Source organism: Gordonia sp. VNK1, from assembly GCF_040049135.1.
In the GTDB taxonomy this organism is placed as follows: Bacteria; Actinomycetota; Actinomycetes; order Mycobacteriales; family Mycobacteriaceae; genus Gordonia; species Gordonia oleivorans.
Genome location: NZ_JBDZDJ010000009.1, coordinates 198,026 through 219,539, shown reverse-complemented (window position 1 = coordinate 219,539; position 21,514 = coordinate 198,026). Strand labels below are relative to the sequence as shown.

The window sequence follows — 21,514 nt, the reverse complement described above, 5'->3', positions numbered from 1 at the left end:
GGCGTGCGGGCCGCACAACCGGATGGTCGGCCCCAACCCCGGCCAGTACACCACCGGCATCTACGAAGACGGACCGCTCGCCGGACGCTGCTGGTGGCAACTCAACGCCGCACCCGGCATGCCGGAAAACCCGAAGATCGTCAACGACCACCCCGACATCACCGCACTCTACGAGCAGAAACTCGACCAGATCCGCGACCAGATCCACCGCGACCACAACGACGCTGATAGTGGTTCCGGCGCAACCGAACCCGCAGACACCGAAGCGGGCGATGCCGACGTGGTCGATGTCGAAGGCGTAAACGCTGACGCTGACGCGGAGGGCGAACTCGAGTCGGTGGATACCGGCATCGATGAACCGGCCGATCCCGACGCCGAAGACACCGCGTCGTCGTTCGTGGATGCCGAAATCTCGTCCGATCGTGGTGTTTCGACTGCCGATCAGGCTCCGACCGCCGACTCCTCGAGCATCGACAGCGTCGACCAGGACAACGACCACGATGCCGACATCTGCGATCAGCCCAAACCAGCCGTCGACGAATACGATTCGGGCGCAGCCCAATCCGATCCGGTCGAACCGCGACCACCCGACGGGCCTGCCGCGACTGGCGACGAGCACCGCGACGAACCTGGTGTCACCGGCACCGGGGAGCTCGAGGACGCCTACGACTCGCCCGACGTCGAGGTCACCGCTGATCCCGACGATCCCGGCACCGCCGGCACGCTGCATGGTGCCTCGAGTACCCGTATCCGCATCCGCGGCACGGTCACCGAAGGACAGGCACGTCAGCACCTCATCCGTATGGGCCGCGTCGAGCCCGAGGTCGAGCGACCCGAGATGGATGCCGCCGGCATGCACCCCAGCAACCGAGGCGCACGTGTCCTCGGCGCCATGCTCCAGGACGTTCTCGACACCTCCTGAAGCAGCCCACGCACCGGAGCGCCTGGGCCGTACTGCCGCAGAAACTGTTGTGGCGGTGGGGAGTTCCAGCCTTGCCTTGCGAGGTCTCGACTCGCGGCTCGCCCTGGGGGCTCGCCACGGCTCGACCGGCGAGATGGGCGGCTCGACCGGCGAGATGGGCGGCTCGACCGGCGAGATGGGCGGCTCGACCGGCGAAATCAGGGACAGCTCGGCCGGCGGATCGGTCCGTCGCTACTGGTGCTGACCCAACTGTTGGGTGATCTGCTGGTTGATCTGCATCAGGCCCGGCTGCGACAGGCCGGGGAGGTGGCCCTGGATGGTGCGGACGATCGACATGTCGTTCATCACCTTCTCGCTGGACTGGATGAGAACCGTTCCGGCGCCGGTGAAGTCGAACTGACGCTCCTCACCGGAGTTGATGCCCATCCGGTGTCCGGCCGCGGCGATGAAGGAGTTCACCCAGGCCTGGTCGTAGTGGTGGCTGGGGGCCGGGCAGTCCGACCAGCCGACCAGGGCCTCCGGGTCCACACGCACCGGCGGCTCCACGAACATCACCGGGCCGTTGGAGGACGCGAGGAACTTACCCGTGCCAATCAGGGTGAGGAATCCCGGGACGATCGACTGCTGCAGTGACAGATTCGGTTCGAAGGCAAGCAGACTCGCGGCCCGGATGGTGAGGTTGCCGTCCTCGAGGTCATAGGAGTTGATGTTGTAGCCGCGATCGCCGATGACCAGTTTGCCGTTGCCCTCGACCACGACGTAGTCACCGAGGTGCAGCGGAGCCGAGAACTGCTGCGCCACCATGTGCAGCAACTGCCCCTGCAGACCGTGCTGCAGCGACGTGAAGTTCATCTGGCCGTAGTAGGCGATCATCGCGCCCTTCGACATGAACCACGGCTTGTTGAGTTCGATGACGTAGGAGTATTCGTTGTCCGGGACGTTGTCGTCGGCGGGCAGCGTCATCGGATTCCAGACGGTGTTGAGCTGACTCACAACTTCTCCTCGGATGCCTGAACGAATACGACGCCGTGCCCGGCGCACTCCAATTGCATTCCCTCACCGCCGGTTCGGCCCATGTTGCGCCAACTGACGGTGGACCGCAGCGTGGTGTTGACCTGCCCGGCAGACGCCACGAAGGCCTGCGGGTCGACGGTCACCACCGGACGATCGGGCGCCACCGGAAGCTCGAACACCCCACCGTGGCCCAGGACCACGACCTGCCCGGGACCCGACAACTGCGTGGTGAACATGCCCTGACCGGTCACCGCACCGGCCGCCGCCGACCGCAGCGATCCGAGTAGACCCCCGCCTCCGCCGCCACCGCCGCCGCCCTGCGACGCGACGGACACCACCGACGCCTGCAGATTCGAGGTGTAGGCCAGTGTCCGGGACGCCTCGACCCGGATCGTCCCGCCGACCTGCCCGACGTCGATGATCTGCACCTCGATACCGCGGAACCCGTAGTGCACCACTCCCTGGCCCTGGGCGATCATCGTCGACTCGTGCTCGCCCGCCATCATCCGGCCGGCCATGCCGGCCATCCCCGACATGCCGAACCCGCCGCCGGCTCCGGCGAGCTGATGCGGTTGGAAGAACACGTTCCCGGTGTAGAAGAGCATCGCGCCCTTGCGCGCCACGATCGGCCCGCTCTGGCTGATGTCGACCGAGACGACCTTGCTGTTGACCTTGGTGAACATGACCCTCCCCTACCGTTCCGCCGGCTGGATCGAGACGACGCCGGAGCCGTCGTAACGCAACGAGAACGCCTCGCCGCCACCCTGCCCCAGGGCGCTGCGCCAGCTGACGTCGGTGACGAAGGACTGACTCAACGCGCCCTTCGCGCACACGAAGGCGTCGGGGTCGACGACGAGCGGGAACTGCGGGCTCACCTCCAGGTGGATGAGCGGACCGCCCTGCGAGAGCAACGCGACCTGACCGTGCCCGGTGACGGTGGTGGTGAACAAGCCCTGCCCCGACGTCGCACCGCGCACACCGGCGAAGGTCACGTTGGTCTGCAGATTCCCGTTCATCACCATCAACTGCTGCGACTCCACCTGCAGGGTCTCCCCGGCCAGTTCGATGATGGTGGTCTCGGCCGCGTTGTGGGCGAAGTACACCACCCCGGTGCCGGACGCCTCCATCAACGACAAGCCCTCACCGGTCGCGCGTTGCTTGATCCCAGCGAGCAGACCGTCGCCGCCACCGAAACCGGCGGACTTGAAGTTGATCTGCCCTTCGTAGGCCACCATCGATCCGGACAATGCCCGGACCGCGGTGTTGTTCAAACGGGCCTCCACGACCCGTTTCGAACGTTGCACAAGTTGCATTCGCGAGCCCTCCTCGGAAGTCGCCGCCCACAGCACGGCGCGTCTGGGAAAGAAGTTAGTCGATAGCATCGACTACGTGCCCAGGAAGTTTGCGCGGAGATGGTTCGGGGGCAGCTCACGCGTGAATGCCGATCTCGGCGAGTACACAACCCGAATGACATCGGCGTTCCTCGCGTCCGAGCAGACCCTCTCGGAGATCGATTCGCCCGTGCGTATCGCGGCCGAACTCGACCCGCGATCGCGGATCCTCGACGAGTGGACGCAATTGCGCGAGTACTACGGCCAGGTGACCGCCGAGTACCTCCGGCTGTCCACGGCGGCCACGGCTTCGGATACCCAGAATCATCCCCGGCCCCGTCTCGACGAGCTCACACGCTGCACCGATGCTCTCGGCGCGGTGAACACCCAGATGGGGGAGTTCGGCCGCGTCCACGCCACCGAACTCGATCGCGCACGGCACACCGCCACCGAACTGCGGGTCCTCGATCAACGCGCCCGGGAGTCCGCCACGCAGGCCGCGAGGTCGCTGGAGGCCGCGCCGCCACACCTGCTCGGCTTGCGCGTGGTGACCACCGCCGCCGACTCCCTGCGGTCGGCGATCGCGGCGTTCGAACGGGCCCAGAGCATCCGCGACCGTCGTGCCGCCGGGACCGCGTTGGTGACCGCCGGCCAGCGGGTGCAGGCCGCGCTGATGGACGCGCCCGGCTTCTCCGAGCGGGCCACTCGGGTCATCCGGTCGGTGGATACCCGGCGCAGCGGCATCCGGACCCGTAGCGAGAAGATCCCCGATCTGCTGTCCGCGTTGCGTCGCGAGTTCAGCGCCGAGTGTTCGACGGACCTGCAGAACTCCGATGTGGTGATCCGTACCCACCTCGAGGCGGCCGACGCACACCTCGCCGACGCCCGCACTCACCTCACCAGCGCGCCTGACCAGTCGATTGCCGATGCCGAGGCGGCCCGTGACGACCTCGATTCCGCCGAAGGTGCCGTCGACGCCGTCGGCGACCGCCTGACCCTGCTGCGTGAGGTCCGATCCGATCCGACCGCGGTGGAACGGCAGGTGCGTTTCCGGCTACGTGACGCCCAACACTTCGCCGTCGACAAGTCCCTGGTTGACGAATGGGGCTCGGTGCTCGATGCTCAGGCCGACCGGATCTCGAGGGCGCGGGGGGCGCTGGAGCGTGTTCACCCCGATTACTGGTCCTACCTGACGCAGTTGCGTGCTGTGGAGCAACGGGTGGCCGAGATCGTCGACCGCATGAGAGGACAGGTGGCGGCACGATGACCGCGGCAGCACCCGAGGACGTGAACGCGTCCGCAGGCCCGTCGAAACCCGATGGGCCCGCACACTTCCATCACCTCACCGCCGAGGTCCACGACCACCTGTTCATGCACCGGCCCGAACCGCTGTCGGATACATGGTCCACCCGCCGGCTCGCGGTCGCGCTGGGAGCGACACTCTATGTACCCGCGACGCGACCCGACCTGGCCGAGGTGATCACCCGCCGATACGCCGGTGGCGTGTTGTCGATGGTGATCGACCTCGAAGATGCCGTTGCCGACCATCAGGAATCGGAGGCGATCGCCTCCGCGGTCCGCGCACTCCATGATCTCGAGGGCACCGCGGCGGGCGCGATGATGCTGTTCGTCCGTGTCCGGACCGCCGCTCAGATCGGCACCCTCACCGCCTTGCTCGGATCGTCGGAGGTGTTGTCGGGCTTCGTCATTCCGAAGTTCGGTGCCGACGACGCCGAGGCCGCGCTCCGAGCGGTCCACGATGCCGGCGTCACGTTGGGCCGACACCTGTGGGCGATGCCGGTGCTCGAGTCCGCCGCACTCGTCCACCGCGAAACCCGCGACGACGAATTGGCGGCGATCGCAACGGCTCTCGATGCACACCGGGACGACGTGCTGGCCGTCCGGATCGGCGCCACCGACATGTGCGGGCTCTTCGGTATCCGTCGCGACCGTGACCTCACCATCTACGATGTCCGCGTTGCCGCCGACGCCATCGCCGGGATCGTCAACATCCTCGGCCGCAGCGACCCCTCGGGTCACATCATCACCGGACCGGTGTGGGAGTACTTCGCCGATCACGAACGCCGATTCGCTCCGACGTTGCGGCACACACCCTTCCGTGATCACGACGCGGTGTGGTTCCGTCAGCAGTTGGTCAGCCGCGACATCGACGGTCTGCTGCGCGAGATCGCCCTGGACCGGGCCAACGGCATGCACGGCAAGACCGTCATCCATCCGGCGCACGTCGCGCCGGTGCACGCCCTGAGCTCGGTGACCCACGAGGAGTACCACGATGCCCTCGACATCCTGGCCGCCGACACCGGTGGCGCACAGGCGTCGTCGTACCGGAACAAGATGAACGAGCTGAAACCGCACCGTCATTGGGCCACCCGGGTGATGGACCGCGCCGCCGCCTTCGGCGTCACCAACTCCGGGATCAGCTTCGTCGATCTCCTGACCGCCCTGGACGCCGCGTGAACACCACCACCACCCCGGCCGGCGCCGTCTCGTGGGTCGGTGAGCAGTTCGGCGTCGAGGTACACGGACACAGCACAGCCCAGAGTCCGTGGGCCATCGATGATCTGATCATCGTCGGCCTGCGGCGTAATCGTCGGCGTGCACATCTGCTGGTGTCGACGGTGCTCGGCAAACACATCCCGACCCCACCGAGGGCGGTTCGGGCCGCGGCCGACGACCTCGGCGACGCCGTGATCGCCGCGGTCGGCGCCGACGCGGCGTCACATGCCACCGTGCTCGGCTTCGCCGAAACCGCAACGGGTTTGGGCCACTGTGTGGCCGCACGGATCTCGGCACGGGCCTACATTCATTCCACCCGGCGGCAGGCCACCGGGGTGCCGTCGTGGGGCACCTTCGAGGAGGGCCACTCGCATGCCACCACGCACCTGCTGCAGCCCGCCGACACCGAGTTGTTGACCACCGATACGGACGCGCCGATGATTCTCGTGGACGACGAGATCTCCACCGGAACCACGGCACTGCGCGCCATCACCGCGCTGCACGACCGCGCACCGCGCACGCACTACGTGGTGGCGTCGCTGGTCGACATGTGCACCGACGCCCATCGCGCCACGATCGCCGCGGCGGCCACCGAGATGGGGGTTCGGATAGATCAGGTCTCGCTCGCCCAGGCACGAATCCTGCTGCCGGACAGCATCGTCGACGAGGTGTGGGCTCTCGAACCGGGCGCGTTGAATCCCGTCGGCGACCACCGTGGCCAGGTGACGACACTGCACCTACCGTGGCCCGATGGCCTTCCCGACGGCGGGCGGCACGGATTCCTGCGCTCCGACGCGGCGACGTTCGACGCGGCGATTTCAGTTGCCGCCGAACGGATTCGCGAGGTGATCGATCCGTCCGGCGACGTCGTCGTGGTCGGGCACGAGGAACTCATGTATCTGCCGCTGTGCCTCGCGGAGGCGCTGGAGGACTCCGGTGTGTCGGCGCGGTACCAGACCACCACCCGCTCTCCCGCCTATGTGCGTGATGTCGACGGCTACCCGCTGCGCCGCGGATTCACTTTCACCGCACCGGAATCCGACCCGGGGACGCCACGGTTCGTCTACAACCTGGTCTCGCCGTTCACCGCGTCCGAGTCGGAGGTGCTGCCGCAGGTGGTGCTGGTCATCGACGCGCCCGCCGACACCGACCTGCTCCGCGAACCGGGTGGCGTCGTCGATGTGCTCACCGCCGCCGGTCACGACGTGATCGTCGCCGTCGTCCCCACCGGCGGTCCGAGAGAATGACCGCACTCACCCCGCCACCCCTCACCCCACCGCTGAACGGCCCGGGCTTCGGTTCCTACGCTCCCGACGAGGTGACGTGGTTGCTCAAGGACCTCTCCCACGTCGCCCTCGAGGGGGATCTCGCCGAGCGGGAACGCCGAATCCAGAGCGGCGCAGCCCATTACGCCGAGTCGCTGCCCGTCGAGTATCAGCCGGGCGCGCAGTACCAGGACCTGTTTCACGAGGCGTTGCGCGGGTCGGCGGACCGGCTGGCCGAGGCGGTCGGCGTGGTCAGTGAGCTGGTTGTCGCCGAACGCGATCGGGTCCCGACACTGGTGTCGTTGGCGCGGGCGGGCACGCCGATCGGCATCCTGATGCGGCGCTGGATCGCTCACACCTACGGCGTCGACGTCCCGCACTACACGATCTCGATCGTTCGGGGCCGCGGAATCGACACCGTCGCACTCGATCACATCACCGGGCGGCATCGGCCGGAGTCGGTGGTGTTCGTCGACGGCTGGACCGGCAAGGGTGCGATCCAGCGGGAACTCACCGAAGCTCTCACCGCGTACGCCGCCGCGGGCGGCGCGCGACTGCACGACGAGTTGGCGGTGTTGGCCGACCCCGGTTCGTGCACCACCACCTTCGGCACCCGGGACGACTTCCTCATCGCGTCGGCCTGCCTCAACTCCACGGTGTCCGGGCTGGTGTCCCGCACGGTGCTCAACGCCGATCACATCGGCCCCGGCGAGTTCCACGGCGCCAAGTTCTACTCGCATCTGGCGGAGTTCGACGTGTCGAATCTGTTCCTGGACACCGTGTCCGAAAGATTCACCGCCGTCGCGCCCCGCGTCCGGGACACGCTGGCGGCGATCCGCGACGGCGATCGCACACCGCAGTGGTCCGGATGGAAGTCGATGGAACGCCTCCGCGACGAGTACGGCGTCTCGTCGGTGAACTTCGTCAAACCCGGTGTGGGAGAGACCACCCGGGTGCTGCTGCGCCGCGTTCCGTGGATGGTGCTGGTACGGGAGGCCGACCTCGACGAACATGCCCACATCCGCGTCCTGGCCGCCGAACGCGGGGTGCCGGTGGAGGTACGTGGTGATCTCGCCTATTCCTGTGTCGGGCTGATCAAGGAGGATGCGTGAACGGCCTGATCGCCACCGATCTCGACCGGACCCTCATCTTCTCGCGTCACGCCATGGGCGAGGAGCAGTTCGCCTCGCTCGATCCGGTCTGCGTGGAGATCTACAACGGCGGACCCCTGTCCTATCTCACGCCGGCGGCCCGGAACCTGCTGGTGGCGTTGGCCTCCCAGGCGCCGGTGGTGCCGGTGACCACCCGGACACCGACACAGTTCACACGTATCGAGCTGCCCGGCAGTCCCTTTCGTCATGCCGTCGTCTCCAGTGGCGGCCGGATCCTGACCGACGGCACCGACGACCCGGCGTGGCGTGCGGAGGTCGACCGGCGGGTCGCGGCGTCGGCGGCCGGTCTCGCCGAGGTGGTGGCCGCGCTCGAGGCCCGCATCGACGAGAGTTGGGTGACCTCGATGCGCACCGCCGACGATCTGTTCTGCTACATCGTCGTCGACCTCGACCGCCAACCGGACGACTTCCTGCCCGACTGGTCGCAGTGGTGTGCCGAGCGGGCGTGGACGGTGTCGCAGCAGGGCCGCAAGATCTACGCCCTCCCGCAGGTCGTCACGAAGTCCGCGGCACTGGCCGAGGTCCGTGCGCGACTCGTCGCCGACGGGACACTGGCCGACGACGCTCCCGTGTACGCGGCCGGTGACGGGCGCCTCGACATCGATCTGCTGGAGTACGCCGACGCCGCCATCCGGCCACGGCACGGTGAACTCGAGCAGATCGGCTGGACACAACCACATCTCACCGTCACCGACACCACCGGTGCACTCGCCGGTGAGGAGATCCTGGAATGGTTCACCGCGCGTATCGCCGACGCCGCGGTGATCGGCAATGCGAAGATCGAGGTATGACCGTACTCACCAAAGGACAGAACGCACCGCTGCCCGCAGGCGACGTGGTGATCTCCATCGACGTCGGGGCGCCCGCCGACCTCTCGGCACTGCTGGTGACCGATGCGATGACGGTACGGACGGATGCCGACTTCGTGTTCTACAACCAGCCCCAGGGACCGGGCGTGGTGCTGGAGAACCCGACGAGCCGCCCGGTGCTGCGGGTGTCCACCGCCGGGCTGCCACCCGACATCCACGCCGTGCGCGCGGTGATCACCCTCGATGACGCATCGTCGAGTTTCGGTCGGATCGCGGCGCCCGTCGCGCACGTCGGTGACGCTTCCGGCCGGGAGTTGTTCACCTACTCGATCGACGGGTTGTCCAGCGAGTCCGTGGTCGTCGCCCTCGAGGTGTACCGCCGCGGCGGTGACTGGAAGGTCCGCGCCGTCGGGCAGGGCTACGCCGGCGGCTTCGCCGACTTGATCCGCGATCACGGCGTGTCGGTGGATGACGCACCCGCGGCGACCCCCGCGCCGGTGGCCGCGCAGCCGCCGACCCCACCCGCGTACACCCCACGACCGGCGGCTCCGGCCTACACCCCACCACCGGCCGCCGCGCCGCCCCCTCCCCCGTACACGCCACCCGCACCCGCGCCACCTGCTCCACCCGCGGCCTCGGCGCCCGGCGAGATCAGTCTCACCAAGAATCGGCGCGTGAACCTGAGCAAGGGACAGAAGGTGTCGCTGCGCAAGGACGGTGGTGTCGCGCTGACCCGCATCCGGATGGGCCTGGGGTGGGACCAGATCAAACGTGGCGGTTTCTTCGGGGGCCGGCAACGCGAGATCGACCTCGATGCGTCGGCGCTGATGTTCAGTCGCGGGCAGCTCGCCGACGTCGTCTACTACGGGCATCTGTCCAGTGACGACAACTCCATCCGGCATTCCGGCGACAACCTGACCGGCGCCGGCGAAGGCGACGACGAGATCATCTACGTCGACCTCACCGCCATCCACCCGGCCATCGACAATCTGGTGTTCACGGTGACGTCGTATCAGGGTCAGACCTTCGAGGAGGTCGACAACGCCTTCTGCCGCCTCGTCGACGAGACCATCGGCACCGAGCTGGCCCGCTTCACCCTGCAGGGCGGCATGCCGTTCACCGGGGTGGTGATGGCGGCCATCAATCGCGAAGGCGCCGAATGGAAGTTGCGGGCCATCGGCGACGGGTTCCAGGGCAAGACACCACGCGACGCGGTGGGTCCGGCGACGCGATACCTCGCCTGAGCCGAGCGAAGTGATGTCGATCGTGGTGCGGCCGGCGTCGGAGTTCGATGACGTCGCCACCATGGTCGGCCCGAAACGTCCCGATGCGAACGTCTGCTGGTGCCTGAGTTATCGCATCCCCAACAACCTCAACCGATCCCTCGAGCGCCGGCAGCGCGGTGAGTATGTGCGGGAACTGTGCGAGAAGACGCCTGCCCCTGGGGTTCTCGCCTACGACGGCGACGAGGTGGTCGGGTGGGCGGCGATCGCGCCGCGCGCCGACACCACCTTCGCGGGCAACCGCAAGATCCCGCATGTCGACGATCTCGATGTCTGGTCACTGTGGTGCATCCGCGTCCGTCCCGGGTATCGCAAACGCGGCATCACCGCGCACTTGATCGGTGGCGCAGTCGATTTCGCCCGGGCCAACGGGGCGCCGGCCGTCGAGGCGTACCCGGTCGACAACGGCGCCGATCGGGTGGACCTGACGATGGCCTACGTCGGCACGCGAATGATGTTCGAGCGCGCCGGCTTTCGGTATGCCGCCGACACCACGTCGGTGCTCAACCGGTTTACGCGGGTGCTGATGCGGCTGGCGTTGGACTGACCTCGCCGCTCTCAGCGCAGGCCGAGTCGGTCCAGCTGCCGGTTGACGGCGCCGACGTCAAAGACCTTGGCGTCCACCGATACCCCGGCCGGAATCCCGGCCCACCGCCGCAGATTCTGGTGTTCGGGGTGCGAGGGTGTGTTCACCGCGGCAAGAAAGTGCTCCCATCCCGGCGGACCGCCGATGTCCTCGAACGGGGCCATGCCGGCACCCTCGACAACGCCCTGCTTCGCGTCGTCGTCCTCGTCCTCGTCGAGGTCGACGACCGTCATCCGGTGAGTCCATCCGTCACCGAAGTCGTACTCGTAGATGGCCTGATCACCCTTGCGCCGCAGAATGTCTCCGACGGCGGTGAGGTCCTCGTTCTCGGTGTTGTCGCGGCTGTCGAGATCATCGGGGAGTTGATGACCGGGTATGTACACCGCATCGCCGGCCGCGAACTGATGAAGGTGCGAATCCTCCCAGTCGAAGATCACCTGCAGCATCTCGTGCAGCTCGCCGAGCATGGTGTCGCTGTGTACCCGGATTGTTCGCCACACCGCCGGTTGTACGTACTCGAGTTCCACACGGAGGGTGAGCATTCCGATCGCCGGCAGGTCGGGCAGGTCGGGCGGTTCCGGAATGGCCGAGACGACGGCCGGCCGCAGTCCTTCCGGGATCACGTATGCGCCGTCGACGTAGTACAGCCAGCCCTCCGCCACGAACGCGGAGAGGTACTCGCGTACGAGGTACCCGAGGTCGGCACCGATCTCGTCGTCGCGCCACCGGTCGATGTCGGCATCGGTCACCGGCGACGACGACATCGCCTGAATCACCACACCGATGACCTGCGCACCCACGTCGGACCTGACAGACGCCAGAGCGTTCGGCTTCGGTAGACGTCCACCGACCCAGGTCGCCAGCGCCGACCGCAGGAAGTCCAGCGACTGATCGGTCCATTCCGGCACCCGGGGACCGGGCGTCGCCCTGGTGCTGCCGACGTCGACGAGGTCCAGCACCTTGAGGTAGTTCCACATCCCGGACAGATACGGGTGGTCACCCATACTGCGGAGGTGCTCATACACCGGGACGTCCAATGCCGTCGCGAGGTCCCGCGCCGCGGCGAGTTTGAGCCACCCGGTCTGGGTCACCGGCTTACCGTCGCCGAGCCAGTCGAGGAACGCGGTGATGCGTTGAAGGACACCGGTGGCCAGGAGTGCGGCCCGCTCCTCGTCCTCGTCGACCGGAGCGATGTCGGCGCCCACATACCGGAGTCCGAAGACCTGCTCGAGCCGCTCTATCGCGTAGGTCGCCACCTCGTCGGTTCCGGCCCACAGATCCGACTCCACAAGGAACTCGAGGAAGCTCGTGACGGGCAGCGTTGTCGCGATGCGGGCTTCGGGTCCGAACTCCTCGCCGATCGACGCGAGCATGCTCTCGAGTCCGTCGACGTCGGCACGTGTCCAGGCGTCCGGCCGGAATCCCGGCCGCTGGTCGGCGAAGTCATCGAGAGCCAGCGATACACGTCGCACGAACATCGCCACCTGGTCGGGATCGTCCGGGATCACCCTCTCGGTGAGCCATTGGGCGAAACGACCCTGCAACGCGGGAGACAGGCTCGAGTCGAAGAGCGGTACCACCCGATTCGGGTTCGACGCCCGTTCGGCCTGCTTGGCTTTCCGCTTGGCGCGGCGTTGCTTCTTCGTCGACATCGGGGTCGACCCTACCGGGAGAGGGCAGTGGATCGGGCGCAGAGCGCTGTCAACGTGGCGGCGGGCGCTGTCAGTGCGGCGGCGGGCGCTGTCAGCCGTCGATGAGGTCGGCGAGCGTGCAGGTGGGCAGGTGAATCCAGCCCTCCCGCGCGGCGACGTCGCGGTCGGCGTCGGCGGGTGGCTCGGTCCGGCCGAGTGCGGCGGCGCGGGCGATGAGTGCGGTGATCACCGCGTCGAAGGCATCGTCGTCGCGTTCCATCACCGCACGGTGGGCGCCGAGATCGAGCCAGGGCGCGGCCGTGCGCAGGTCCACCACCAGTTCGGTGAGTACGGCGCGGTTCGCCGACCGCTTGTATCCGCGGGAGCGCAGACCCCACCGGCGTAACGCGCCGGCCGGATACGCCTCGAGCGCCCAGCCGTCGACACGATCGGCCACACCGAGGTCGGCGAGCAGCCCGGCGCACCGGAACGCGACGTGGGCGATCTGATCCGCCGACACACTCAGCGGGCGTCCCGCTCCGATCTCGATGAGGTGACGGTCATTGCGGCGCAGGGCGAGTGGGCGTCGCCGATCCACGTCGTCGAGTCCGCGTCCGGTCGGTGTGGTGCCGCGGTGATGGGCGCTCACGAAGTCGACGAAGTCGTCGGGCCAGCCGAACGGCGAGTCGATGCCCACGCGGTCGGCACCCGAGATGACCGCACGAATCCGCGCGTCGTCGGCCGGGATGACCAGATCGACCAGGCGGGCCCGTCGAATCCGCCAGTCGATCACCGCCACCGCGGTCTTGGCCGGTGCGGCCGCCAGATCGATTCCGGCGGTGCGCATCACGGCCGGTCTCACATCTTGCCGTCGAGAAACTCCGCGTAGGCCGGCAGATCCAGCTGTCCGTGCCCGGAGAGACCGATGACGATGACCTCGTCCTTGTCGCTGTCGGCGACGTGTGCGGCCGCCGCGGCGATCGCGTGCGTCGACTCGGGTGCGGGCACGATGCCCTGGGTTCGGGCGAACTGCACACCGGCGGCGAACGCGTCGCGCTGGGTGATCGCCACGCCCGAAACCAGTCCCAGCTCCACGGTGTGGCTCAGCGCGGGCGCCATGCCGTGGTAGCGCAGACCGCCGGCGTGGATCGGATCGGGAACGAAATCCATTCCGAGCGTGTGCATCTTGAGCAGCGGGGTGAGTCCGGCGACGTCGCCGTGGTCATACCGGTACTCGCCCTGGGTGATCGACGGGCACGCAGCCGGCTCGGCGGCGACGATGCGCGGGTCGGAGCGGCCGTGGATCTTCTCCCGCAGGAACGGGAACGACAGCCCGGCCAGGTTGGAACCGCCACCGGCACAACCGAAGACGATGTCAGCGCCGCCCGGTTCGACGGCGGCGAGCTGTTCGACGGCCTCCACGCCGATGACACTCTGATGCAGCACAACGTGATTGAGCACACTGCCGAGTGCGTAGCGGGTGTCGTCGTGGGTGGCTGCCACCTCCACGGCCTCACTGACCGCCATCCCCAGACTGCCGGTGGTGTTCGGGTCCTTGGCCAGCATGGCGCGTCCGGCCTCGGTGAGCTCCGACGGGCTCGGGTGCACCGTGCCGCCGTAGGTGCGCATCAGGTAGCCGCGGTACGGCTTGGAATCGTAGGAGGCGCGGACCTGCCACACCTCGACGTCGATACCGAACTGGGCACCGGCGAACGCCAACGCGCTACCCCACTGCCCGGCACCGGTTTCCGTGGTCAGCTTCCGTACGCCGTCGATCGAGTTGTAATACGCCTGCGCCACAGCAGAATTGGTCTTGTGGCTGCCGACCGGGCTGACGCCCTCATACTTCACGTAGATGCGCGCCTTGGTGTTCAGTGCCTTCTCGAACCGACGCGCCCGGAACAACGGCGACGGCCGCCACATCTGATAGATCTCCCGAACCGGTTCGGGGATCTCTATGTACGGCTCGGCCGAGACCTCCTGGGCGATCAGACCCGACGGGAACAACGCGGCCAGATCGTCCGGACCCACCGGCTCCTTGGTGCCCGGATGCAGGTGCGGCGGGATCGGCGTGTCGAGCTCGGCGGCCAGGTTGTACCAGTGCGTCGGGACGTCAACGGTGATCAGTTCGGGGTTGGAGGCATCCACGTGCATCGTCATGGGGTCACTGTAATGGGTGGGTGCGGGGTGGTTGGGCGGGTTGGGGGTGGTGGGCGTCTCCCGCGTCGGTTCACCATGGTCTATCCGTCAGATGTATCCGGCGCTCCACGCGATGAGGGTCTGGCCCGGCCGGCATCCCCGGATGACGGTGAGGTCGCGATCGGTCTCGGCATGGGTTCCGTTGTCGTAGGTGTCGGTGACGGTGATGCCGACGGGCTCCAGGTCGCCCGCGGCGTCGAACTCGGTGCACGGGTCCGCCGACGCCGCGCAGGTCTCGATCCGACGTCCCTCATGCGGACTCGCGTCCGACAGGTCACGCGCGCCGAGGTAACCGTCGACCTCCCCGTCTGGCACCAGGAACGCCAGCGTCGAGCAGAAGCCCTGCCATTCGAACCAATTGGGGGATGCCACAACGATTTCCGCGTCATCGGGAATCGACACCCGCAGTTCGTGCGCCGCGACGCGCGCCCGGCCGAAGGTCGACGCCAGCACACACACGGCGACGATCAGCGTGACCACGACCATCGCCACGAAGGCGATCACGATACTCAGAACCGCTCGGGTGGACATCTGGGCGAGGATATCGAGAGGTCGCGGGGGATGCACGCCCGGCCGGGGTCCGTCGACGTCACGGGATGACATTGCGGGATGACGTTGCGGAATACTGTCGCCGTGATCTGGAAACTCGACGTCCCGGTGCCCTACCCGGCCGTCGGCATCGGGATGGCGCTGGCCGGTGGGCTCGCGCTACTCCTCATCGCGCGGCCGGCGAGGCAGGACACCTCCGCGGCCTTCGACGACGTCTGGACCATGCGAACGCCTCGACGGGCCGTGGTCTCCTACTTCGTGGCGTGCGGCGCGTTCGTCCTCGCCGGGGTGTGGCTGCTCCTGCTGAGCGGCGCCGACGGATTCGCCGACACGACCGCGGGACGCGCCTTCCCGCACACCGCGTTCGTGCTCGGGATTCTCGCGCTGGCGGTGTTCGGGAGCGGCGGTGTCTTCGGCCTGGCGGTGGTGCTGTTCGCGCCGCACCACACGATCGTGGAGGTGATCGTCGATGATGAGCGGTTGACGGTCACCCAGGGTTTTCGCCGGACGGTGTCGGTTCGGTGGGAGGACATCGTCAGCATCCGTCCGACCGGACCGGAACGGCCCGCGGTGGCCAGTGGCGTGACCGTCGTGTACCGCCCGGCGGGTGCCCGCCGACGACGGCGGGGTGCGCAGATCTTTCTTGCCGATGTCGTCACCGGGGTGGAGTCGTCGACGCTTCTCGACATCCTCGAGGTCCGTTGGCGTCCCGACGTTCCCGACTGATCCCGACGTTCCCGACTGATCCCGTCCGATCAGTGGGCCGCGCGTCGATACTCCTGCCGTGGACGACCGGTGCCGCCGTACTGCAGCGTCATCGTCAGCTTCCCGCCCGACACGAGCGTGGCGAGATGCCGGCGGGCGGTCGCCGCGGAGATGCCGATCGCCTCGGCCACGTCGTCGGCGAAGAGTCCGGTGTCCGGCTCGGCGAACAGGGTGAGAATGCGTTGTTCCGTGGGTGATTGGACGGTGCCGCGATCGCTGCGGTGGCCGCCGAATCGCAGCCCCGACAGCGCCGCGTCGACCGCCGATTGATCGACGGTGGCGGCGTCGAGTACCCGTCGATAGTGCGCGTACCCGGCCAGGCGCCGTGCCAGTTCGGTGTCGTCGAAGGGCTTGATCAGATACGCCAGCGCGCCGGCGCGGGTGGCGGCTCGCACGGCGCGCGCGTCGGTCTCGGCGCCGACGATGAAGCAGTCGCAGCGTAATTCGCCGACGAGGTCGATGCCCGAACCGTCCGGGAGGTAGACGTCGAGCAGGACGAGTTCGATCTCGGGATGCTCTGTGAGGGCTTGGCGTGCGGCCGCCAGCGATCCGGCACGCGCCACCACCCGGAAGCCCGCGACTGCGGACACGATCGCCGAATGCATTGCAGCAACCCGGAAGTCGTCGTCGACGATCAGCACGCCGAATCCGTCCGACGAGGACGGGCCGGGTGTATCGGTGTCAGCGTTCACGATTCTCCCGTCGTCATGATGTGATCAGGTTCGATCACCCCGGGCAATCGGGCGACGAACACCGCACCGCGCAGGTCATCGCCGGCCCGGCGCCCGTCGTCGGGCCCGGCGTGCCCGCCCGGATCCACCAGCGTCACATCGCCGCCGATGCGGCGGGCGAGTTGCCTGACGATCGCCAGGCCCATTCCCCGACCGCCCGGCACCGTGGGATCGGTCTTGGTGGTGATACCCTCGATGAAGACGTCGCCGGGAGTGTCCATGGCGATCCCCGGACCCGAATCTGCCACGGTGACAAGGAGTTCGGTGCCGTTGGTGAGGATCTCCACCTCGACCTGCGCATCCGGGCTCCCGGCCGCCGCGTCGATGGCGTTGTCCACGAGGTTGCCGAGCACCGCGGTCACGGTGACGGCATCGGTGAGCGTGCCGGTGACCCAGGTCTGGTGTCCGAGCCGTAGGGTCACACCCCGTTCGCGCGCGTGCGCGGCCTTGGCCTCCAGGAAGGCCTGCAGGTGCGGTTCGTCGACGTTGTCCAGACCGTCGATGGCACCGGCGCCGCCACCGGTCAGCTCGGTCAGGTAGTCGCGGGCCTCCTCGACGTGATCGTGGCGGAGCAGCCCGGCGAGGACGTGCAGGCGGTTCGCGGTTTCGTGACGTTGTGCGCGCAGGGCCACACTCATCGCGTGGACGGCGTCGACCTCCCGGGCCAGGTCCTCGACGGTGGTGCGGTCGACGACGGACAGGACCATGCCGAGGTCGCGGCCGTCGGCGGTCACGCGGTACGAGGACACCAGCACGATTCGGTCTCCGACGGTCGCGGCGAGCGGTTCGGCGGTCGGGGTGGCCAGAACGCCTCGGACGCGCGCGGTAAGGCCCAGGTCGTCGACGGGGGTACCCGGCGGGGCGTCGACCTGCAGTAACTGTCGCGCCTTGTCGTTGGCGACGCGCAGGACGCCGTCGGCGTCGACGGCGAGCACACCGTCGTCCAGGGAATGCAGCACGGCGCCCTGTTCACGGACCAGTTCGGCCAGGTCGTCGGGCTCGAGTCCGAGCGTCAACCGCCGCCAGCGCCGCGCCAGCAGCACCGATCCGACGGTGCCGATCCCGAGGGCGGCCAGGGCGATCAGTCCGGTGGCGACGATGTCACGGCGGGTGTCGCGGGCGAGTTTCTCGGTGGAGACGCCGACGCTGACCAGACCGATGGGTCGTGCGGAAGTGCCCGCGGCGGAGCCGCTTTGATAGATGGGCACCTTGGCGCGCACCGACTCCCCGAGCGTGCCCCGGTCGGTGGTGATGTCGATCTGCCCGGCCAATGCCGTGCTGGGGTCGGTGGACACGTGCACGCCGACCTCGGAGTCCTGCGGGTGGGCGAGGCGGATGCCGTCGGCGTTGGCGATCACCACGAACAGCGCGCCGGTCTGGGCGGCCACCGCCCGGGCCTGCAATTGCAGTGGCGCCGCGGCCAATTCCGTCGCGTCGAGGTCGGTGCCCTGATGGGCCGCCACCTCACCGATGACGTCCGGGTCGGTGGCGACCGTCTGCGCGATGGCGAGGGCACGCTGGGCGTACTCGTCGCGGACGCGGTCGTCGGCGCCGTAGATGACCCAGCCGAATCCGACGCCGAGGCTGACGGCGATGACGACAAGTTGCAGGAGGAGTACCTGCGTTCGCAGTCGCATACTCCCGAGCGTAGGCGCGTGCGCAGGTGCGACTGCGCAGGATCGACGGAATCAGTGGGGAACTCCCGCGGGCGGGCGGCTCGGCCACCAGTTGGCGCGGCCCAGCTTCGCGGCGATCACCGGAACCACGATGGTGCGCACGATGAACGTGTCCAGGAGGAGTCCGGCGCCGATGATGAATCCGGCCTGGACCAGAGAGGCCACCGATCCCGCCATCAGGCCGAACATGCTGCCGGCGAAGATGATTCCGGCCGAGGTGATGACCGATCCGGTGTGGGTGACGGTTCGTAGCACCCCGACCCGGGTGCTCGAGGTGGTCTCCTCCCGCAGCCGCGAGACCAGCAGCATGTTGTAGTCGGCACCCACCGCGACCAGCACGATGAACGCCAGCAGCGGCACCGCCCAGTTGATCTGCTCACCCAGAAGATGCTGGAAGAACAGCACGCCCAGTCCGAGTGCGGCGGCGTAGTTGAGAACGACCGTACCCAGCAGATAGAGCGGTGCCACCACCGCACGCAACAGCAGCATCAGGATGAGGCCCACGATCGCGAGCGTGGCGATGGCCAGCACCCGGAAGTCGGCGGTCAGCAGCCGCTGCAGATCCGAGTTGATGGCGGGAAAGCCGGCCACGAAGACATCGGCCCCGGCCAGTGCCGTGTTCGGCTGCGCACTCACGGCCACGTCGTGCACGGTCGCGGTGAGTCGCATCGCTTCGTCGGTGTACGGGTCATGGGCGGTCTGGACGGCGAATCGCACCGTCTTACCGTCCGGGGACACGAATTGGCGTGCGACGTCGGCGAACTGGCGATTGCCGAAGGTCTCGGCGGGCAGGTAGAACCCGGCCGCCGAGGCGGTGTCGCCGGTCTCGCGCGAGGGTGCTCGCAGTTGGGTGGCCAGTTGCGCCATGTCGCCGAGCATCTGCAGGTTCGAGTCCACCAGGGCATGCACACCGTCGGCGAGCATGCGGGCGCCGTCGGCGAGTTGCCCGACACCCGACCGGAGCTCGGCGAGCCGGCCGGCCAGGTCGTTCGACGACGCCGCGCCCAGGGTGGAGGTCAGGGTGGTGACGGTGCTCTGCAGTTGGGTGATCATCTCCGAGGTCGGGGTATCCGACGAACCGAGTGCGCCGGCGAGGGCGGTGACATCGGTGAACACGCCGGTGCGCTGCGCGGCCACCAGTTCGTGTGCCTGGGTGCGCAGGGCGACGCAGGCTGGTACGCCGTCGCACCACGGCGCGTTGTCGATCGCGGGCAGCAGCGGCGACATCGCGGTGATCGCCTTGTCGGTGCGTTGCGCCGCGGGCCCCAATCCCGTTGCCGCACGGCCGAGTTGGTCCAGGGCGGCCGAGTTCTCGGCGAGTTGGTCGAGCAGCGGCCGGTAGCGGGTGGCCTGCACACCCGCGCGCTGCGCCTGGGTCAGCAGAGAATCCAGGGGCCCGAGATTGTCGGCGATCTGGGAGTTGAGTTCCGACAGCGCGTCGGCCAGCTGGTCGGCACCGGCGGCCAGGGCCGCCAGATCGCCGCGGCGGGCCTCGCCGCCGTCCACCGACTCCTGTACCCGAGCCGCGATCTGGGCGTTCTGCCGAGGCAACTGGGCTTGCCGGAGTCGCTCCCCGGTCGGACGGGTGATGCCGACGACGCGGGTGACACCCGGTATCTGGGCGACGCGCGCGGCCATCTGCTCGAGGTCGGCGAGACCCGCCGCCGTGCGCAGGTCGTCGGGCGAGCGCACCACCAGGAACTCGGTGACCACGATGTCCTTGGGGAAGTGGCGGTCGAGCACGGCGTAGCCGAGGTTGCTGTCGGTGTCGTCGGGTTGGCCGGTGCGATCGTCGTAGGTGAGCTGCATGGTGGTGGCCGCCGCGCCGGCGCCGAGCAGGATGACCATGCTGATCGCGAACAGTCCGGCGGGACGTCGAATCACCAACACCCCCACTCGATTCCAGTACCGTCGCGTGAGCTCGCGACGCGGCATGCCGATGCCGCGTCGGGCCGCCACCGACAGCACCGGCGGAAGCAGGGTGACGGTGGCGGCGAATCCGACGGCCACCGCGATCGCGCACGCCGGACCCACCGAGGCGAAGGCGCTGAGTCGGGCCATCAGCATCGCGAGGAACGCCAGGGCGACGGTGGCGGCGGAGGCCAGGATCACCCGGCCGATGGAGGCGGTGGCGTCGATGATGGCGTCGTCGGGGTCCATGCCTTGCCGCAGCCGTTCGTGGTAGCGGCTGATGAGGAAGACGGAGTAGTCGACGCCGGCGCCGAGCAGCACCACCGTCATGAACGCGATGGTGAACTGGGACAACGGAAATCCCACCTCGCCGAACGCGGAGAGCAGACCACGACCGACGGCGAGACTGATGCCGACGACGATCAGGGGCAGCAACGCGGTGAACACCGAGCGGTAGACGATCAGCAGGATCGCCACGATCAGTCCGACGGTGACCAGGGTGATCACATTGAGATCGGCTTCGGCGGTGGTGATCTGGTCGCTAAAGGTGGCCGGCGGACCGGTCACGTACACCGAGGTGCCGGTGCCGTCGAAGGCGTCGGAGGCGATGTGGCGCACCGATTCGATGGCCAGCGTCGACGTGGTGCCACCGAGGGTGCCGGTGATACCGATCGGGAGATACCAGGCTCGCGTGTCGTCGCTGACGGCCTGGCTGGCGGTGACGGGATCGGCGAGCAGATCACGCACCGCGAGGACGTGTGTGGTGTCGGCGCGGAGGTCGCGCACCATCGCGTCGTAGCGGGCGCGGGTGTCCTCGTCGATCCCGGCGGGATTCTCCATCGCGATGACAACGGTGTTGGTGGAACCCTTTTCGTGGAATGCCTCGCCCATGGTGTCGAGGGACCGGAACGACGCGATGTCACGGGGCAGCGGATCGAGCGATTGATCGCGGACCACCGCCTCCAGTTGCGGGAACGCGACGGCCAGAGAGATCGCCGCCGCGACCCAGGCGAGGACCACCCATGCCCTGTGCCGCAACGTGAATCGGGCGAGCCGTTCGAGCGTGACATTGTATTCGCCCCGCTCCTGCGGGCCCTCGGGATCCACGGCAGGCCGTGGACGTTTCGTAACCTCGATCAGTGTCACCGCACAC

The 21,514-nt window shown here is 68.2% G+C and carries 19 protein-coding genes and 1 pseudogene; 10 read left to right on the top strand and 10 right to left on the bottom strand.

Features of this window, described 5'->3' with window-relative positions; translation table 11 throughout:
- Together ABLE94_RS13880 and ABLE94_RS13875 are read left to right on the top strand one after the other, a co-directional pair.
- Positions 1–922 (top strand): annotated as a pseudogene (locus ABLE94_RS13880) (hypothetical protein); the annotation flags it as partial.
- 55 nt (positions 923–977) lie between these two features.
- A complete protein-coding gene (locus ABLE94_RS13875; RefSeq protein ID WP_348805506.1) occupies positions 978–1,166 on the top strand; it encodes a hypothetical protein in 189 nt (62 codons plus the stop codon).
- On the opposite strand, the gene ABLE94_RS13870 is transcribed toward ABLE94_RS13875, so the two are convergent.
- Genes ABLE94_RS13870 through ABLE94_RS13860 form a run of 3 tightly spaced genes read right to left on the bottom strand, consistent with a single transcriptional unit; the run spans position 1,154 to position 3,249 of the window.
- A complete protein-coding gene (locus ABLE94_RS13870) occupies positions 1,154–1,915 on the bottom strand; it encodes an AIM24 family protein (RefSeq protein ID WP_348809032.1) in 762 nt (253 codons plus the stop codon). The genes ABLE94_RS13875 and ABLE94_RS13870 overlap by 13 nt on opposite strands.
- Positions 1,912–2,619, bottom strand: a complete 708-nt coding sequence (locus ABLE94_RS13865) for an AIM24 family protein (RefSeq protein WP_348809031.1) — start codon at positions 2,617–2,619, stop codon at positions 1,912–1,914. The genes ABLE94_RS13870 and ABLE94_RS13865 overlap by 4 nt, the downstream gene beginning before the upstream one ends.
- 9 nt (positions 2,620–2,628) lie before the next feature.
- Entirely contained in the window at positions 2,629–3,249 is a 621-nt protein-coding gene (locus ABLE94_RS13860) for an AIM24 family protein (RefSeq protein WP_348805503.1), read from the bottom strand.
- Between the two features lie 154 nt (positions 3,250–3,403).
- On the opposite strand from ABLE94_RS13860, the gene ABLE94_RS13855 reads away from it, so the two are divergent.
- Genes ABLE94_RS13855 through ABLE94_RS13825 form a run of 7 tightly spaced genes read left to right on the top strand, consistent with a single transcriptional unit; the run spans position 3,404 to position 10,860 of the window.
- The gene (locus tag ABLE94_RS13855) at positions 3,404–4,534 is read left to right on the top strand and encodes a hypothetical protein (protein WP_348805502.1); all 1,131 of its coding nucleotides are present in this window, start codon (positions 3,404–3,406) and stop codon (positions 4,532–4,534) included.
- Complete coding sequence (locus ABLE94_RS13850) at positions 4,531–5,745, top strand: HpcH/HpaI aldolase/citrate lyase family protein (protein ID WP_348805501.1); 1,215 nt, start codon at positions 4,531–4,533, stop codon at positions 5,743–5,745. Before ABLE94_RS13855 ends, ABLE94_RS13850 begins: the two co-directional genes overlap by 4 nt.
- Positions 5,742–7,031 carry a phosphoribosyltransferase family protein gene (locus tag ABLE94_RS13845; RefSeq protein ID WP_425476200.1) on the top strand — a complete coding sequence of 430 codons (1,290 nt, stop codon included), beginning with the start codon at positions 5,742–5,744 and terminating at the stop codon, positions 7,029–7,031. Before ABLE94_RS13850 ends, ABLE94_RS13845 begins: the two co-directional genes overlap by 4 nt.
- Positions 7,028–8,161: a cysteine protease StiP family protein gene (locus ABLE94_RS13840; RefSeq protein WP_348805499.1), complete on the top strand. Its 1,134-nt coding sequence runs from the start codon at positions 7,028–7,030 to the stop codon at positions 8,159–8,161. The genes ABLE94_RS13845 and ABLE94_RS13840 overlap by 4 nt, the downstream gene beginning before the upstream one ends.
- Positions 8,158–9,012, top strand: a complete 855-nt coding sequence (locus ABLE94_RS13835) for an HAD family hydrolase (RefSeq protein ID WP_348805498.1) — start codon at positions 8,158–8,160, stop codon at positions 9,010–9,012. Before ABLE94_RS13840 ends, ABLE94_RS13835 begins: the two co-directional genes overlap by 4 nt.
- Positions 9,009–10,274 carry a TerD family protein gene (locus ABLE94_RS13830; protein WP_348809030.1) on the top strand — a complete coding sequence of 422 codons (1,266 nt, stop codon included), beginning with the start codon at positions 9,009–9,011 and terminating at the stop codon, positions 10,272–10,274. The genes ABLE94_RS13835 and ABLE94_RS13830 overlap by 4 nt, the downstream gene beginning before the upstream one ends.
- 13 nt (positions 10,275–10,287) lie before the next feature.
- A complete protein-coding gene (locus tag ABLE94_RS13825; protein WP_348805496.1) occupies positions 10,288–10,860 on the top strand; it encodes a GNAT family N-acetyltransferase in 573 nt (190 codons plus the stop codon).
- An 11-nt stretch (positions 10,861–10,871) separates the two neighbouring features.
- Here the strand turns inward: ABLE94_RS13825 and ABLE94_RS13820 are convergent, their stop codons facing one another.
- The 4 genes from ABLE94_RS13820 to ABLE94_RS13805 all read right to left on the bottom strand — a co-directional run bounded on the left by ABLE94_RS13820 (position 10,872) and on the right by ABLE94_RS13805 (position 15,260).
- Positions 10,872–12,551 carry a plasmid pRiA4b ORF-3 family protein gene (locus tag ABLE94_RS13820; RefSeq protein WP_348809029.1) on the bottom strand — a complete coding sequence of 560 codons (1,680 nt, stop codon included), beginning with the start codon at positions 12,549–12,551 and terminating at the stop codon, positions 10,872–10,874.
- Between the two features lie 91 nt (positions 12,552–12,642).
- The gene (locus ABLE94_RS13815) at positions 12,643–13,377 is read right to left on the bottom strand and encodes a DUF429 domain-containing protein (protein WP_348809043.1); all 735 of its coding nucleotides are present in this window, start codon (positions 13,375–13,377) and stop codon (positions 12,643–12,645) included.
- An 11-nt stretch (positions 13,378–13,388) separates the two neighbouring features.
- A complete protein-coding gene (locus tag ABLE94_RS13810; RefSeq protein ID WP_348805493.1) occupies positions 13,389–14,690 on the bottom strand; it encodes a TrpB-like pyridoxal phosphate-dependent enzyme in 1,302 nt (433 codons plus the stop codon).
- Between the two features lie 87 nt (positions 14,691–14,777).
- Positions 14,778–15,260, bottom strand: coding sequence for a hypothetical protein (locus ABLE94_RS13805; RefSeq protein ID WP_348809028.1), 483 nt, complete (start codon positions 15,258–15,260; stop codon positions 14,778–14,780).
- A 78-nt stretch (positions 15,261–15,338) separates the two neighbouring features.
- On the opposite strand from ABLE94_RS13805, the gene ABLE94_RS13800 reads away from it, so the two are divergent.
- Positions 15,339–16,004: a PH domain-containing protein gene (locus ABLE94_RS13800; protein WP_348805491.1), complete on the top strand. Its 666-nt coding sequence runs from the start codon at positions 15,339–15,341 to the stop codon at positions 16,002–16,004.
- Between the two features lie 29 nt (positions 16,005–16,033).
- Here the strand turns inward: ABLE94_RS13800 and ABLE94_RS13795 are convergent, their stop codons facing one another.
- From ABLE94_RS13795 to ABLE94_RS13785, 3 genes are read right to left on the bottom strand one after another with little or no spacing between them, the layout of a single operon-like run.
- On the bottom strand, positions 16,034–16,735 hold the full coding sequence (locus ABLE94_RS13795) for a response regulator (protein ID WP_348809027.1): 702 nt from the start codon (positions 16,733–16,735) through the stop codon (positions 16,034–16,036).
- Positions 16,732–18,411: an ATP-binding protein gene (locus tag ABLE94_RS13790; protein WP_348809026.1), complete on the bottom strand. Its 1,680-nt coding sequence runs from the start codon at positions 18,409–18,411 to the stop codon at positions 16,732–16,734. Before ABLE94_RS13790 ends, ABLE94_RS13795 begins: the two co-directional genes overlap by 4 nt.
- A 51-nt stretch (positions 18,412–18,462) precedes the next feature.
- On the bottom strand, positions 18,463–21,498 hold the full coding sequence (locus ABLE94_RS13785) for an MMPL/RND family transporter (protein ID WP_348809042.1): 3,036 nt from the start codon (positions 21,496–21,498) through the stop codon (positions 18,463–18,465).
- Between the last annotated feature and the right edge of the window lie 16 nt (positions 21,499–21,514).